Source organism: Candidatus Scalindua japonica (assembly GCF_002443295.1).
GTDB lineage: Bacteria > Planctomycetota > Brocadiia > Brocadiales > Scalinduaceae > Scalindua > Scalindua japonica.
The window spans coordinates 182,385-197,932 of the sequence record NZ_BAOS01000027.1; the positions used below are offsets into that span (position 1 = coordinate 182,385).

The 15,548-nt window shown below is 38.3% G+C and carries 13 protein-coding genes and 1 tRNA gene; 11 read left to right on the forward strand and 3 right to left on the reverse strand.

The window, feature by feature from the left end; all coding sequences use genetic code 11:
• Positions 1-23 precede the first annotated feature (23 nt).
• Together SCALIN_RS14265 and SCALIN_RS14270 are read right to left on the reverse strand one after the other, a co-directional pair.
• Entirely contained in the window at positions 24-971 is a 948-nt protein-coding gene (locus SCALIN_RS14265) for a bifunctional riboflavin kinase/FAD synthetase (RefSeq protein ID WP_096895131.1), read from the reverse strand.
• A gap of 18 nt (positions 972-989) precedes the next feature.
• Positions 990-2,660: a SurA N-terminal domain-containing protein gene (locus tag SCALIN_RS14270; RefSeq protein WP_096895132.1), complete on the reverse strand. Its 1,671-nt coding sequence runs from the start codon at positions 2,658-2,660 to the stop codon at positions 990-992.
• Positions 2,661-2,984: 324 nt separating this feature from the next.
• Between SCALIN_RS14270 and topA the strand changes: the two genes are divergently transcribed.
• Positions 2,985-5,330 (forward strand): type I DNA topoisomerase, encoded by a 2,346-nt coding sequence (topA, locus tag SCALIN_RS14275; protein WP_096895133.1) that lies wholly within the window; start codon positions 2,985-2,987, stop codon positions 5,328-5,330.
• A gap of 3 nt (positions 5,331-5,333) precedes the next feature.
• On the opposite strand, the gene SCALIN_RS14280 is transcribed toward topA, so the two are convergent.
• Positions 5,334-6,767, reverse strand: coding sequence for a trypsin-like peptidase domain-containing protein (locus SCALIN_RS14280; protein ID WP_162532336.1), 1,434 nt, complete (start codon positions 6,765-6,767; stop codon positions 5,334-5,336).
• 228 nt (positions 6,768-6,995) lie between these two features.
• On the opposite strand from SCALIN_RS14280, the gene SCALIN_RS14285 reads away from it, so the two are divergent.
• From SCALIN_RS14285 to SCALIN_RS14330, 10 genes are all read left to right on the forward strand, one after another.
• A complete protein-coding gene (locus tag SCALIN_RS14285; protein WP_096895135.1) occupies positions 6,996-7,826 on the forward strand; it encodes a dTMP kinase in 831 nt (276 codons plus the stop codon).
• A 276-nt stretch (positions 7,827-8,102) separates the two neighbouring features.
• A complete protein-coding gene (locus SCALIN_RS14290; RefSeq protein WP_096895136.1) occupies positions 8,103-8,891 on the forward strand; it encodes a hemerythrin domain-containing protein in 789 nt (262 codons plus the stop codon).
• A 2-nt stretch (positions 8,892-8,893) separates the two neighbouring features.
• Positions 8,894-9,358 (forward strand): 4Fe-4S ferredoxin, encoded by a 465-nt coding sequence (locus SCALIN_RS14295; RefSeq protein WP_096895137.1) that lies wholly within the window; start codon positions 8,894-8,896, stop codon positions 9,356-9,358.
• A 286-nt stretch (positions 9,359-9,644) separates the two neighbouring features.
• On the forward strand, positions 9,645-10,535 hold the full coding sequence (gene thiL / locus SCALIN_RS14300) for a thiamine-phosphate kinase (protein ID WP_096895138.1): 891 nt from the start codon (positions 9,645-9,647) through the stop codon (positions 10,533-10,535).
• Positions 10,536-10,613: 78 nt separating this feature from the next.
• Positions 10,614-11,069: a tRNA (adenosine(37)-N6)-threonylcarbamoyltransferase complex ATPase subunit type 1 TsaE gene (gene tsaE / locus SCALIN_RS14305; protein WP_338140391.1), complete on the forward strand. Its 456-nt coding sequence runs from the start codon at positions 10,614-10,616 to the stop codon at positions 11,067-11,069.
• A complete protein-coding gene (gene mutL / locus SCALIN_RS14310) occupies positions 11,057-12,895 on the forward strand; it encodes a DNA mismatch repair endonuclease MutL (RefSeq protein WP_096895140.1) in 1,839 nt (612 codons plus the stop codon). The genes tsaE and mutL overlap by 13 nt, the downstream gene beginning before the upstream one ends.
• A gap of 212 nt (positions 12,896-13,107) precedes the next feature.
• The gene (rpsU, locus tag SCALIN_RS14315; RefSeq protein ID WP_096895141.1) at positions 13,108-13,311 is read left to right on the forward strand and encodes a 30S ribosomal protein S21; all 204 of its coding nucleotides are present in this window, start codon (positions 13,108-13,110) and stop codon (positions 13,309-13,311) included.
• A 330-nt stretch (positions 13,312-13,641) separates the two neighbouring features.
• Positions 13,642-14,616: a tRNA modification radical SAM protein MnmL/YtqA gene (gene mnmL / locus SCALIN_RS14320; protein WP_096895142.1), complete on the forward strand. Its 975-nt coding sequence runs from the start codon at positions 13,642-13,644 to the stop codon at positions 14,614-14,616.
• Between the two features lie 73 nt (positions 14,617-14,689).
• Positions 14,690-14,761 (forward strand) — tRNA-Gly (locus SCALIN_RS14325).
• 41 nt (positions 14,762-14,802) lie between these two features.
• Positions 14,803-15,546 (forward strand): peptidoglycan DD-metalloendopeptidase family protein, encoded by a 744-nt coding sequence (locus SCALIN_RS14330; RefSeq protein ID WP_096895143.1) that lies wholly within the window; start codon positions 14,803-14,805, stop codon positions 15,544-15,546.
• Positions 15,547-15,548: the final 2 nt, after the last annotated feature.

Genomic DNA, 15,548 nt, shown 5'->3' on the forward strand with positions numbered 1-15,548 from the left:
AAGATGCAGTTTGTGCATTGTGGCTACTCTGTCAATACTTTCTCGGACGTCTTGTTCATAAATCTTATTCTGTCTCGTCCTAATTGCAACTTTAATTCATCTGCACTTTTAAACCTGGTTTCTTCTCTTAGTTTATAAAGAAACTGCACTTCCAGGTCCTTTCCATAAATTGATTCTTTAAAATCAATTATGTGGACTTCTACTACAGGCTCATCATCACACGTGCTTTCTCGGAATGTAGGACAAGTTCCTATATTGGTTATAGCATTATACTCCTTTCCTTCCAGAAGCGCTTTAGTCGCATATACTCCGGAAGGAGGTTTTATCTCATGATGAAGATTCAGGTTAGCAGTAGGAAACCCCAGCCCTTTTCCTCGGCCAGAGCCTTTTATAACCGTACCAAATACTGAAACACGCCTGCCCAACATTCCCCTTGCTTTCTGCAAGTTGCCTTGAATAATATGTTTTCGTATTGTTGTACTACTTGTTCTCTCGCCTTCAAATTCCACGGGATTGCATGTGACTACTTCAAATCCGTATTTTTTAGCATAGCTACTAACCATAGACGCATTACCCCTTCTGTCCTTGCCAAATGAACAGTCAAATCCTAGAACGACGACTTTAGCTCCCAACCACTCATACATTATTTTACTTATAAAATCTTCGGCGCTGACTTCAGATATTTTCTTATTAAATTCCAGCACCACTGATATATCAACACCGAGTTGTTCAAACAATACCAGTCTATGTTCCAGCGAAGTAATACAAGTTTGTTGTGTTTGTGAAAGAACGTTTTTAGGGCGACGATCAAAAGTCAGAACTATCGATTCCCCGTTTTTTTTGTTTGCCAGATGTATAGTTTTTTGAATGACCTTTTGATGGCCAGAATGAACACCGTCAAACACTCCTAATGTAACAACAGGCCAGGTAAGTTTTTTTTTATCTGTTTGATACCAAAAATTGTATCCAATTTGAACCTCTTGCGTACGTTAGCTTTTGCTCTTACCCAATTGAGTCTTTGTTCCTATCCAGGATTCCCATTCAGTCGAAAATGCAAACTGTTTTTCCATAAGATATTGTTGCATTATTTCATCTTTCTTTTCTTCGAATTCCTTTGGATCAACCCGCTTTCTATCCGCCAATGTTATTACATAACATGTCTTTTCACCTCTGTTTTCAACAGCAATGGCCGAGGTCCCAACTTTTAAACCGAAAGCAGTTTCTGCAATTTTAGCTTTTTCCGGTTCCAATACCTCCGTGTCATCACCTTCACCAAATATACCCGGTCTACAGACATATTTTGTTTCTACTATTGCTAATTTACCGGTCTCATTTTCTATAAATTTTATACCCTCTTCAAAAGATGTCTGATTTACTTTTTCAAGGCATTTTTTCGCAAACTCTTCCGTCTCTTCAAATGCTTTTTCATAACGTAGATCTTCGGCAACTTTATCATGGATCACTTTATAAGGAGGTATAAGTGGTTCGACTTTTTCTATTACACGAAAAATAAGTTTACCTTCCGCAGAACTTATAGGGGTCGATGGATCATTGACTTCCCTTTCAAATACCTGCTGGGGGAATTGTGGGAGATCAATAAACACTTCCCTTAATTCTTCTTTTGTGAAATAGTTTGTCCCGTTATTCCTGTTTGTAGCGACAACATGTGAAAGACCATATTTCTCAGCAAGTTTAGCAAAACTGATAAACCCTTCTTTGTCAATATTTTCATATATGTCATTATCCACATCAGCAATACGTTTGTTAAGCATTGTTTCGCGCTCTCTGAGAAGCATATTATTTTTAATTTGTGTTTTCACTTCATCATAAGGCTTGAATTCTGATACAGAAGTTTCATCCGGTTTTTCTACGGATTCTTTTTTGAACATAAGGGCTTTTTTTTCTTCATAATATTTTCGCATTTCTTCATCAGTAATATTAATCTGTTTCTCTACTTCATCAGACTTTGCGATTATATATTCAACTTTAACTTTTTCAGGTTCTTTATAGCCCCATATCCCCTCTGCAACATCAGGATAATTTTCTTTATACTTGTCGTAAAAAGATTTAATCTCGTCCTCTTTGATTTCAACCCGACGGATAAAATTCCTGGCACTAAGGGCAGCATATTTGATTTTTACCTGCTCATTTTCTTTGATATATCGCTGGAATGCCTCATTCCTGGTAACCTTTACGGAGCTTTTTAAGAGGTATTGAAGTTTACGGGATAAAAGATATTCTTTTATAGTTTGTTCAAACTGCGGTTCTGTCAAATGAAATACATTTCCAATCAAACGCCTGAAACCTTCTTTATCTTCAAAGATGCGCGGGTCAACAGGAAAAAAATTTCGTATCTCCTGCGCAAGTTCATCTTTCGTAATGACTATTCCCATGTTCTCCGCCTGACCGATGAGCGCCATCTGCCGCCACACCTGTTGGGCTACCGGTTCTTTGGAATCTCTGAAAAAAATCCGTGACCATCTGGTGGCAGTATTACTAAACTGGTCCTGAGTGATTTTCTGACCAAGGATCTCCCCGACACCAGGCTTTGGAATAATGTATTCCGCCGCAGGACCAATCCCCCAAATTAACATTAAAAACACGACTAGAACACCCAGGAGTTTTTTCTGATTTCTTCTAAACCAGCTTGTTGCAGCCATAAATACCTCTCATTTCGCATTTGCGTCACATTGAGTTTAATAAATCAAGAACAAAAATGCTTTATATTAAAATGAAACAATTCTTAAAAAATCGTGAAATAGTGAATAAAAACGAACGTTGAATTATATAAAGCAACGTAGTAACTATCAACTGCTTTTTATAAAAATTTATAATCAAGGTCCTATATCTGCTGAAAACACACAAGAAATTTAACAGGAAAACCCTTGACACTAACATACACCTTTGATTTAATTTTTAACTTTAGCATTATCAAGATATGTTTTCATTTTAAATCTTCAATAAATAATAGTAAGATTATTCGTATGGATAAAAACCTTGTAATAGTAGAGTCACCGGCAAAAGCAAAAACAATTGAGGGTTATCTCGGGAAAGACTTTACGGTACAATCATGTTTCGGCCATGTCCGGGACCTTCCCAAGACCAACAAAGCTATTGATATAAAAAACGGGTTTCAGCCAACATATGAAATCCCTAAAGAAAAAAAAGACGTTATAAAGGACCTTAAAAAGTCTGCAAAGAATGCTGACGTTGTATGGTTGGCAACTGATGATGATCGAGAAGGAGAAGCGATATCATGGCACTTAAACGAAGCGCTTAAATTAGATGAAAAAAATACTCGCAGAATTGTTTTTGGAGAGATCACTAAACAGGCAATATTAAATGCGATTGAGTCACCAAGAACAATTGATATTGATCTTGTCAACGCTCAGCAGGCCAGGAGGATTCTGGACAGGCTTGTTGGGTTTGAATTATCACCCATCTTATGGAAAAAGATCCAACGCGGCCTATCTGCCGGGAGGGTCCAGTCTGTTGCTGTAAGAATGGTAGTAGAAAGAGAACGCGAAATTGAACAATTTGAATCTAAGTCATTTTTCAAAGTAAGCGCAGAGTTCTTAGTTGAAGGTGACAAAGTGTTGAAAGCGGAGTTGTCCGAAAGGTTTTCATCCGAAAAGGAGGCTCATGGATTTTTATCCAAATGTGTTGGAGCCACTTTCTCAATAAGTAATTTGGAGAAAAAACCGGGGCAGAAAAAGCCGGCGGCGCCATTTACTACTTCTACATTGCAACAGGAAGCCAGCCTTAAACTCGGTTTTTCCGTAGCGCAAACTATGACCTTGGCTCAACGTTTATATGAATCCGGTAAAATCACCTATATGAGGACAGATTCTGTAAGCCTTTCACAATTAGCACTGGATAACGCCGCAAAGGAAATAGTTTCCGCGTATGGTACCGAATATTCGGAAGCAAGACAATACACTACCAAGTCGAGCTCCGCACAGGAAGCACATGAGGCTATCAGGCCGACAGACTTTTCAGAAAAAAGTGCTGGAAGTGATAGAAACCAGGCGCGTCTTTATGAGTTGATCTGGAAGCGGGCAATTGCATCACAAATGGCTAATGCACGTATAGAAAGAACCACAGCGACAGTCGCTATCTCCACGGTCCACCAAACGATGAAAGCGACAGGTGAGGTCATTACATTTGAAGGGTTTCTGAAGGTTTACCTTGAATCAAATGTTGAAGAAAAGGATGAAGAGGAAAGCAAAGGGCTTTTACCACCACTAAAAGTCGGTCAGGAGCTCAACCTTGATAAAATGAGGGCGGTTCAAAGGTTTACCAGATCTCCAGCAAGGTTTACTGAAGCAAGCTTGGTTAAGAAGCTGGAGGAGATGGGTATCGGCAGGCCATCTACCTATGCTCCCACCATTTCCACCATACAAAAAAGAGGATATGTGCTCAAAGAACACAGAGATGGCCAGGAGAGAGAATATCTTGAAATAATCCTGGCCGATAACAAAGTTGATTCCTTCACAAGAAAGGAAATTACCGGCGCAGAAAAAGCCAAACTCTTCCCAACAGATGTTGCCAGGATAGTCAACGACTTTCTTGTAAAAAATTTTTCAAGAGTCACTGACTATTCTTTTACCGCTTCCATAGAAAAAGAATTTGATGATATTGCCACCGGAAAGCTGGAGTGGGATAAAATGATTGGGGCGTTTTATGGTAGCTTTCATGAAAAAGTAGAAGCGACGGAAGCAATAGACCGGTCGGAGGTAGACACCTCAAGAGAATTGGGAAAGGACCCTAAAACGGGAAGGACACTGTTGGTCAGGCTGGGGCCATACGGTCCAATGGCTCAAATTGGAACGACAGAAGAGCTTGAAGAAGAAGAGAAACCTAAATATGCAGGTCTGCTAAAAGGGCAGTTGCTGGAATCCATTACTTTTGAGGAAGCCCTAAACTTATTTAAGCTGCCGAGAGAAGTTGGTACGTATGAAGGCAAAGTAATTACTGCCGCAATTGGCAGGTTTGGGCCATATATTCGACACGATAGCAAATTTGTTTCGTTAAAAGGTGATGATGACCCTTATACTGTTGAGCAAGAGAGGGCCATTGAACTTATAGAGGCTAAACGTAAAGCGGATGCGGAAAAGCATATCAAGTCATTTGACGAAAACCCTGATGTACAAGTGCTAAATGGCAGGTACGGGCCTTACATAAAGATGGGTAAAAAGAATGTCAAAATACCAAAGGATATAGAACCTAAAAATCTTACCCTTAAAGAGTGCCTCGATCTTGCAGAAAAAGCTCCTGAAAAGAGAGCAAGGGGAGGGAAGAAAAAGACCGTTACTAAAAAGAAAAAGTAGGGATTAATATTTCAATGTAACATAGCCCTTTGATTTGATATATAGGGAAATGGTTACGCCCTTATCTACAAACCCCTTCAATACTGTTTGAAATTCACTGACACCCTTTATATCACTGGAACCAACTCTTAAGATTATATCACCGGGTAAAATACCAGCTTTCTCTGAAGGACTATCGCTTACTACATATTTTACCAGTACTCCATGCCCCTCTTCAACTTCCGGGGGTAAGGTTTCTACTGCTAAACCTATACTGAGGCTTGTTTGCTCAATAAGCTTCCTGATTGTTACATACGACCGCCCGGACATGCTTTCAGGTTGTTCATCGATATTGATTGTTAATAGTTTTTCTTCTCTGTTACGAATGACTGTTACAGCGACATTACTGTTAACTTCTGAAACTCTTATAGCTTTCTGTAAGTCGTCTATATTTAAAATTTTGCGTCCGCCAAACGCAATGATAACGTCACCAGGAAGAATTTTTCCTTTTGACGCAGGAGTACCCTGCCAAACCTCGGATATGAAAGCCCCCTTATCCGAATCAAGACGAAATTCTCTCATCACATCGCTTTTACTGCCTAAGTTCAAATATGTGGCCAGGCTGTCATTTATATCTTGAAGCCCAACCCCCAGGTAACCTCTTACAACTCTGCCCTTTTCAATCAAGTCGGATATAACCTCATTTGCAATTTCCATGGATATCGCAAATCCAACTCCCTGAAATCCTCCTGTACGTGTTGCGATAGCAGAATTAACACCGATAATCTCACCGTGCAGATTTACCAGAGGACCACCGCTGTTACCCGGATTAATTGCGGCATCTGTCTGAATAAAATCTTCATATGCAAAAGGTTTGGCAAATGGGGTAATGTGCGTTCTTCCTATTGCACTTACAATTCCTGCTGAAACGGTCTGGTTGTACCCAAATGGATTGCCGATAGCGATGACCCAGTCCCCAACATTTACACTCTTTGGGTCTCCAAGAACAGCTTCTCTGAGATCTTCACAAGCAATCTTCAAAATTGCCAGATCTGTGTTTGGGTCCTGGCCGACCATTGCTGCATCATACTTGTCCCCGTTAGATAAGGTGACCGTAATTCTTCCATTTTCAAAACCGTGCACAACATGAAAATTAGTAAGGATATATCCTGATTTTTTTATTACTATTCCGGAACCAAAACTTGGCTTGTTAGGATTTTGAGATTTATTGTTCTTGTCGTCAGGAGATGAAAAAGAAGAGCCCCCTTCTTCATGGGGGTCAGTGTGTGTGCCATAAGCACCTTCTGCAACAATGCTTACTACGGAAGGAGCCACCAAGCGTGATACTTTTTGGAAAATTCGTACAAATGGATCTATAACCTTTTCCAATTCTAAAAGATCTTTTCTTAATTCCTCCGCTTCGCCACCAAGAGATACACTCTGGCTGAGTAAAAGCAAAAAAACAAAGCAAATTATTATTTTAGAACTCAGTAAATTTGAAACTCTTACAAACATAATAAAACAAATTGTACCAAAATATACATTCTTTACAACAAATCATTTGATTTTTGTATATTTGCTTTGTTACCATTTGTTCTCGTAAGGTAGATCTGTATATAGACTTTTATGTGACTCCGCCCTTCAGTCTGTCCACGGAAACGTCATTGCTGGATGTAGTGACGCTGAATGAAGAATCCGGATAATAACAACAATAATGAACAAGAACAGAACAGTAATATGAAAAAAGGTAAGCTTCTTGTAATTGAAGGGACCGATGGAAGCGGAAAAACGGTGCAAGCCGGTCTTCTCGTGGAAAGGCTGTCTAAAAAAGGCGATCAAGTCCAAATGACAGATTTTCCACAATATGGCAAGTCCTTTTTTGCAAAGATGATTGAGAAATATTTGAAAGGTGAATACGGTTGGCCACAGGAATTGAGAGATCATCTTATAAAACATCCACCTGCTGAGAGGACAAGTTTTACTGCTGACAATAAGAGTGCGGGACGACTTGAGTCACGCCCCAATGAGGTTAATCCATATCTGACTTCCCTTCTTTACGCGGGAGATAGATGGGAGGCAAATAAACAAATGCACAAATGGCTGGAAGAAGGTAGTATAATTATATCTAATCGTTATGTCTGCTCAAATATGGCCCATCAAGGAGCAAAGATCTGTGATTCGGTAGAGCGAAAACAATTTTTTAAATGGATCGAGGAGCTTGAACATGAAGTTTACGGCGTCCCAAAGGCAGACCTGACTATTTTTCTGCATGTTCCGATAAAAATTTCTCAAGAGTTAATTAAAGCCCGATCAAGAGAATCAGAAGGGTTGAAATCAGAAGTGGATCTACACGAAAAAGATACAGAGTACATGAAGAGAGTTCGGGATACTTATCTTGAACTTGCAGCTGGTGATAGTAACTGGCACACTATAGAGTGCACAGAAAACAATCAATTAAAATCTAAAGAAGAAATTTCAGAAGAGATTTGGAATACGATAAATAAAATTTTACATTAGTTCTTTATAGCGCCTGCGCATAAACTCGACTCGCATAAAACATGCATACTGTGTATAGTATATTAATAGTTTACCAGTACCATATGAAGCGTTGCATGTGGCTTAATCTTCTCTAGAATGGAGTTTATGCGTCTGCTCTCTCTATATATTTAAAAGTTATAACGATTATTAATGACAGAAAAAATAATCTATTCTTGACATTTTATAAGGTAATCAACTACAATAGCAAGTTTATAGTTACAAAAACAAAACAAATATGTATTGAAGGGGGTTTTTTTGGAAAATATATTGAAAAAAGATATAAGGGCGGTTATAGATGAATATCCGGAAGTTGGGCGCATTTTGGAAGAATATAATATTGGTTGTGCCCCATGTTCTGTTGGAAGCTGTCTGGTTAGCGATGTCGTTGGGGTCCATGGCCTCGACCCACAAACAGAAGCTACTTTGATGTATAAAATAGAAAAAGCTGTTTATCCGGATAGAGATATTCCGGAACCGAAGGTAGACATGTCAAAGGTGGTACCGAAAGAGATAAATTATTCTCCTGCAGTAAAAAATCTTGTAGACGAGCATGTACTGATTAAACGGCTCCTGGCTTTAATTCCTACTATTACTGATTTTGTCGAGAACAGTGCGACGGTAGATAAAGAGCTGATTATGAATTGTATTGATTTCATACGAGGTTATGCCGATAAGTTCCATCATATGAAGGAAGAGGACATCCTTTTTAAATATGTTGACGAAAAGTCGGAGATAATTAAGGTTATGTACGAAGACCATGTTACCGGAAGGAACCATGTTAAAAATGTCGTCGAAGGTGCAGAGACGGGAAACAAGGCACAGATCAAAGAGCATTTACATGGATACAGAGATTTGCTGACTCAGCATATAAAAAAGGAAGATGAAATCTTATATCCATGGATAGAACGTCAAATGTCTGATAGGCAGATTGGCGAACTATTTCAGAGGTGTAGTGCGGCAGATGCATCTGTAGGAGAAGAGCTGCCGAAGAGATATGAAAAATTTATAATTGATTTAGAAGAAAAATTTGCAAAGGAGAATTAATAATGAGTGATTGCTGCCCAGGATCAAAAACAATGGATTTTAGTGACAGTGCGCAGGGCGAAGATGAAACAGGCGCACGCCAATCTCAGCTGAAACAGTGGCCTATCCAGTTACACCTGGTTTCTCCACAGGCACCTTATTTTCAAGAGAGAGATATTTTACTTGCCGCAGACTGTGTACCTTTTACTTTGGCAGATTTCCACAAGGACCACCTTAAAGGAAAAAGCCTGGCTATTGCCTGTCCAAAGTTGGATTCAGATCAGGAAATTTATGTGGACAAGATTGCTTCTTTAATTGATGACTCAAAGATCAATACATTAACAGTAATGATCATGCAGGTACCATGTTGTGGTGGATTATCTCAGATTGCAAAATCTGGTGCGGAAAAGGCTACACGTAAGATACCCGTTAAACAGGTTGTTGTAAGCGTTGAAGGCGGACAAATCTTATCCGAAGAATGGCTTTAAAGATTTGCACGATCGTTTAAATATTAAAAAACCCTGGGAGAATAAAATGTTTCCCAGGGTTTTTTAATTCACTTTCCTTGTACCGTTATCTTATTCAATAACGACATTATTATCTACACATCTATAATATCCCTCTCACATAACAACGACCTGATTACTCTCCACAATTTTCAAACAGTCAATATCTTCTAAATAATCTGGAAGATTAATTATTGAATTTTTTTTGATTAAATGGTAGTAACTTAGATTAAGAATTTCAACGAGTTGTCATTAATATTTACTGAAGATGGATGAATTTTCTTTTATAAAATGGATAAAAAGTAATCAAAAAAAAGACAGGAATGTTATCATTGGTATTGGTGACGATTGCGCGTCTATAAGGATTAATGATGAAAATATGTTTCTGGTTTCCACGGATATGTTGGTAGAAGGTACACATTTTGACTTGAAAAAAAATACGCCGGGAGAAATAGGAAGCAAATCAATTGCCTGTAGTATCAGCGATATTGCCGCTATGGGTTGTTCGGCAAAATACGCGGTGGTTTCAATCTGTTTTCCTCACGAGACTGAGACGGAATTTGCCAGAGAATTGTACCGTGGTATAAATAAAATGGCCGATGCCTTTAGCATTAAAATAATAGGTGGAGATATTGTCAGCGGCAAAAAAACACTTGTTGTCAATGTAACTATATATGGCAGAAATGAAGGATTAAAAACCATATCCCGCTCTGGCGCCAGGGCAGATGATGCTCTTATGATAACCGGCGAGTTAGGCGGTTCAATATTAGGAAAACACATCACGTTCAAACCTCGCTTGAAAGAAGGTCTGTTATTAAATAAAAAATTTAATATAAACTCTATGATAGATATTAGTGACGGTTTGGCGGCAGACCTTGGTCATATTCTTGAGGAGAGCAGAGTTGGCGCTATTTTATATGAAGATGAAATTCCAATATCTGAAGATGCAAAGGAGCTGGCACGCAAGACCGGGTTTTCAGCGCTTCATCATGCTCTTTACGATGGTGAGGACTACGAACTGCTTTTTACTCTTTCCGGTAGAGAGTCACAGAAACTTTTAGCATCCAAGTCTTTTCCTTCACGGTTGTCAAAGATTGGCTATATCGACAAGTCAAAGGGAATAAGAATTGTGGACACATACGGTAATCAAAAAAAATAAAACCAATAGGATATAAACATTTTAAATAAAACAAAAAATACCATTTCCAATAATTCCGTCTACATTGAAACCGGAAATATCGAGCAGACAATCGAACTTGGCAGCTTAGTAGGCTTCCTCCTTAAAGCAGGTGACGTAGTCGCGCTTTCAGGTCAACTTGGCGCTGGTAAAACACATTTCACAAAGGGAATCGCGAAAGGCCAGGGAGTGAAGGACATAAAAGCAGTCACAAGTCCGAGCTATGTTATTGTTAAGCAACATACTGGTAGGTTGCCGATTTATCATTTCGATGCATACAGGTTAAAATCAGCAGATGAAATGTATGAAATTGACTGTGTCGGGTTTTTCTGGGGAGAGGGGATATCAATTATTGAATGGGCTGAGAAAGTAATGGAATGTCTACCGGACGAGTTTATAAAAATAACAATTAATATTCTGGGTAAAACATCAAGAGGTATTAATGTGTCTTATCAGGGAGAAAGATACAGGAATTTTATGGAAGAGGTTAAGGAGAAGGTTAAGTGTCTAAAATAAAGGTTTTACCAGAAACCGTTGTAAATAAAATAGCTGCAGGTGAGGTCATCGAGCGTCCCGCGTCAGTTTTAAAAGAGCTGATTGAGAACGCTATTGATGCAGGTGCAACGCATATTGAGATACAACTGGAGGATGGTGGTAAAAAGCTTATAAAAGTTACTGACAATGGTATGGGGATGGATGGGGATGATGTCGAGATCGCGTTTTTAAGCCATGCCACTAGCAAGTTGAGAAGTGATGATGACCTTTTCTCTGTTGATACACTGGGTTTTCGAGGGGAAGCTCTTCCAAGCATAGGGGCAATTTCACAGACAAGAATCATCTCCCGAACAAAGGACGTATTTATTGGCTCAGAGATTCATATTGAGGGAGGAAATCTTGGTAAGATTAAAGAAATAGGAGCGCCAGAGGGTACGCAGATCGATGTACGAAATCTATTTTATAATACACCGGTCAGGCGTAAATTTCTCAAAAGCACTCAAACGGAAATGGCACATATTACAGAAATGGTTACAAGGTACGCGTTATCGTATCCAAATATCCATTTTAATGCTATTCATAACGGTAAAGATGTCTTAAACTTTCCAATTGCTAAAAACTTGAAGGAAAGGATAAATACCATTTTTGGAAAAGAAGTAGGTGGAAATCTTATTGAAATAAATTTAAAAGAACCTGATCTCTCTATATATGGTTATATCCTGCCACCAACCCATAATCGTCCAAATTCAAAGATGCAATTTATCTTTCTTAACGGAAGGTATATTCGAGACAATACAATATTTCACGCTATTAATGCCGCTTATCGAAACTTCATGATGTCCAGAAGATCACCCATTGTTTTTTTGCTTCTTCAGATTGATAGCAGAGAAGTGGATGTTAATGTACATCCAACGAAGATTGAAGTCAGATTTAAAAATACGGGATTTATCCATGATCAGCTACATGCGACAATACGTTCAGCCCTTATGCAGACAGAAGTCCACTCTTCATTTCAGGTAACAAGACAACAGAATCGCCCTGGTACCGAATCTGTTACTAAAGCTGCCAATACATTTGCGGGAGATGCTGAGGCGCAACACAGACAGGAAAAAGGCGTTTTATCGGATGAAAGAAAAGAGTCTGTGATTAAGTCTATGTCTGACTTCTTTTTGACGTCTTTAGACAAAAACAAGGAAGCACCATATCAGAAAAGCGAGCCTATACCGTCCGTCATGCTATCTTCAGAAGAGAAACCTTTATTCAAACAAGAAAGCAAGATCACCTCTTACATACAAATCCATAATTCATACATAGTTGAAGAAACTGCAGAGGGTTTAAACATAATTGATCAGCACGCTCTGCATGAAGTTGTCCTTTACCACGAAATATGGGAACATATTAAATCATCAAAACTTGCAATACAAAAACTGTTAATCCCAGAGTTAATAGAACTGGCACCCCGTGATTTTGTTACAATTATGGGCCTTAGAGAGAAGTTTGAAACTTTAGGTTTAGAAATAGAAGAATTTGGAAAAAGTACAATAGCAGTTCGCACACATCCTCAAATATTGAAAAATCTGGATTTTCATGCACTTATTCAAACGGTTTTAGAAGAAATTGATAGTGATGAAGTTAAAAGTGAAACAGATAATATTTTGAGAAAAATCGTCCAGGTAATGGCATGTAAAGGTGCTGTCAAAGCAGGCCAGCGGCTTGCATCACAAGAGATCCAGTCGCTTTTAGAACAGAGAACAGACAATATAGTTACCGGTTTTTGCCCACATGGGCGCCCCACAGCGCTTGAATTTAAAATATCAGAACTTGAAAAACAATTCAAAAGAATCTAGTAAAAATTTTTCATATATAGTTAAACTTGAATTTACGATATATAGTATATTTTAAACGTGACAATTACAATATATAGTAATTACAGAACGTTTTTCATAAGGCTTTAATAATCATGATGTTAACTTTTTACTTGACGGTTTACAGGATTATCTATAGTATAGCACGTTTATAAATATTATAACATTTTATCGTGAATGGAGTTGGGTTTCTTATGGCAAAGATTCAGATTTCTGAAAATGAGAGCTTGCGTGAGGCAATTAGAAGATTTAAAAAGATGTGTGACAAAGAGGGTATTATAAATCAATCAAAACGTTATGCTTATTTTGAGAAGCCGTCTGATAAACGTCGACGTGAAGCGAGCAGGAGAATTAAAAACATTAAGAAGGCACAGAATCCAAACGCAAATATTGTTTAACTTATAAATTTTGCAAATTATATGTGATTCGCATGAGCTTTTTAAAGCCAGGAAAACCTTTCATCATATCTAGTTCTGTAAATCTATATAAAATATTACCATATAGATGTCACTTCCATAATTATTTATCGATAATGAAATCTTCTTTTTTTCTTTCCACCAAGACATTTTTTAAGTAATTCGCGTTTAGTAACTTTTCTTCTCGGGCGCTCAACTTATTGATAAAAAATACAGTATTAAGTCGGATGGTGAAAACAGTATAAGACTTGAAAATACAGGCGAATACCCTTTTTCCTTTGACACTAAATCTCTACCTGATAGATTATATAGATGACTACTGTCACTACTCAGAAAACATGGTTAATAACACATAGATACTTTCCTTTCAGTTCCTATTTACGGGAAAAATTTTCAGTTAAGGTTCATAAAGTTTCAATTCATGCCGGTTTTACATGTCCAAACAGAGATGGATTGGTGGGGGTTGGCGGGTGTACTTACTGTGCTAACGAAAGTTTTAGCCCAAACGTGCGAGAAACCATCTCACCCATAACTGAACAAATTGAAAAAGGCGTAAAATATTTAAAAAAAAGATACGGTGCTGAAAAATTTATTGCTTACTTTCAAGCGTTCACAAATACATATGCAGATGTTGATACGCTAAAGGCCCGATATGATGAAGCGTTGTCGAACAAAGAGGTAATTGGGCTCTCTATCGGGACCAGGCCTGACTGTATTACGGACGAAATACTGGATCTTATTTATAGTTATACTAAAAAATATCATGTATGGGTTGAATATGGTATACAGTCAATTCACGACCATACTTTGCAGGTAGTAAATCGTGGGCATGATTACAAGTCATTCGAAGATGCTATTATGCTCACGAAAAAAAGAGGTAATATAAAAATATGTGCTCATGTAATTCTTGGTCTTCCCGGAGAAGATCGCAACGATATGATGGAAACCGCACGAACAGTTTCCGCTATGGGTATTGATGGGATTAAGCTCCACCATCTGTACATTGCCAGGAACACTGCAATGGCTGATGATTACATTAAGGGCAAAATTAAGACGTTGAAAATGGAAGAATATGTTTCACTTGCCTGTGACTTTTTAGAAATAATTTCTCCGGATATAGTTGTACAGAGATTAGTTGGTGATACACATGGGGATTTCTTAATTTCACCCATATGGAATACAACCAAGGGTGAGGTTTTTGCTGCAATTACCAATGAATTAAAACATCGCAATTCATATCAAGGTTCAAAATACACACCACCGTTCTCTGCGTTGCCGCAAGTATAAGGGCTTTATCCTTTTTTACAAAGACGCAATAATACTTGACATGGTAAAGTTTGGACAGATATAATTTCTGAATGCGGGCGTAATTCAGTGGTAGAATACCAGCTTCCCAAGCTGGGTGTCGTGGGTTCGAATCCCATCGCCCGCTCTTTATGCAAACAATGATTCTATTTAAAGGGAAATGATAACTTGAGAAATTCTTCTGCAACAAAAACAATCAGCGGTTTTATGATTCTGTTTCTAATCATAATTTTTCTAACAGGATGTGCTGCAAATAACAGAACAGACATGTACCCCCCTGCAAAATTAAAAAATGAATTAAATTCATTAAGATCAAATGCAATTACTAATAAAGCATCAAGATATACAATTAAAAAAGGCGATACTATATGGCGGGTAGCCCATAATCATGGAATTTTACCTGATACTATTATCAAAGTTAATAATATCAAAAATGTTGAAAATATAAAACCCGGACAACAAATAATTATACCTGCGGGTGTTGCTACCGGGAAAATCGCTTCTGCACGGAAAGCGCCAACCTATACCAGGAAATTAAATGAAACATTCCAATGGCCTTTACGGGGTAAAGTATTGTATGGTTTTGATAAATGGATAGATGGCTATAAAAACAAAGGCATCGATATACAGGCGGTTAACGGGCAGGCAGTTAAGGCATCAAAAAGCGGTGTGGTCGCATTGACATCGGAGACACCTGATGGATGGGGCAAGGTTGTTGTACTTCAACATGATGACGGCTCATACACATGGTATGCTTATAACTCCAAAGTCCTTGTGAAGAAAGGAAACCGCGTTCACCAGGGGCAGAGAATTGCAGAGGCCGGTAGTACAGGAAAAGCGCAACAAGACAAACTCCATTTCAAAATATTTTTGCGTGGAGTACCGGTAAACCCAATGTCTCATTTACGGTAAGG

Bases quoted from the DNA above. Each gene is read 5' to 3' on its own strand.
- rpsU (WP_096895141.1), top strand. From the start codon at position 13,108: ATGGCAAAGATTCAGATTTCTGAAAATGAGAGCTTGCGTGAGGCAATT.
- SCALIN_RS14270 (WP_096895132.1), bottom strand. From the start codon at position 2,660: ATGGCTGCAACAAGCTGGTTTAGAAGAAATCAGAAAAAACTCCTGGGT.
- mnmL (WP_096895142.1), top strand. From the start codon at position 13,642: ATGACTACTGTCACTACTCAGAAAACATGGTTAATAACACATAGATAC.
- SCALIN_RS14285 (WP_096895135.1), top strand. From the start codon at position 6,996: ATGAAGAATCCGGATAATAACAACAATAATGAACAAGAACAGAACAGT.
- thiL (WP_096895138.1), top strand. From the start codon at position 9,645: ATGGATGAATTTTCTTTTATAAAATGGATAAAAAGTAATCAAAAAAAA.
- topA (WP_096895133.1), top strand. From the start codon at position 2,985: ATGGATAAAAACCTTGTAATAGTAGAGTCACCGGCAAAAGCAAAAACA.
- SCALIN_RS14295 (WP_096895137.1), top strand. From the start codon at position 8,894: ATGAGTGATTGCTGCCCAGGATCAAAAACAATGGATTTTAGTGACAGT.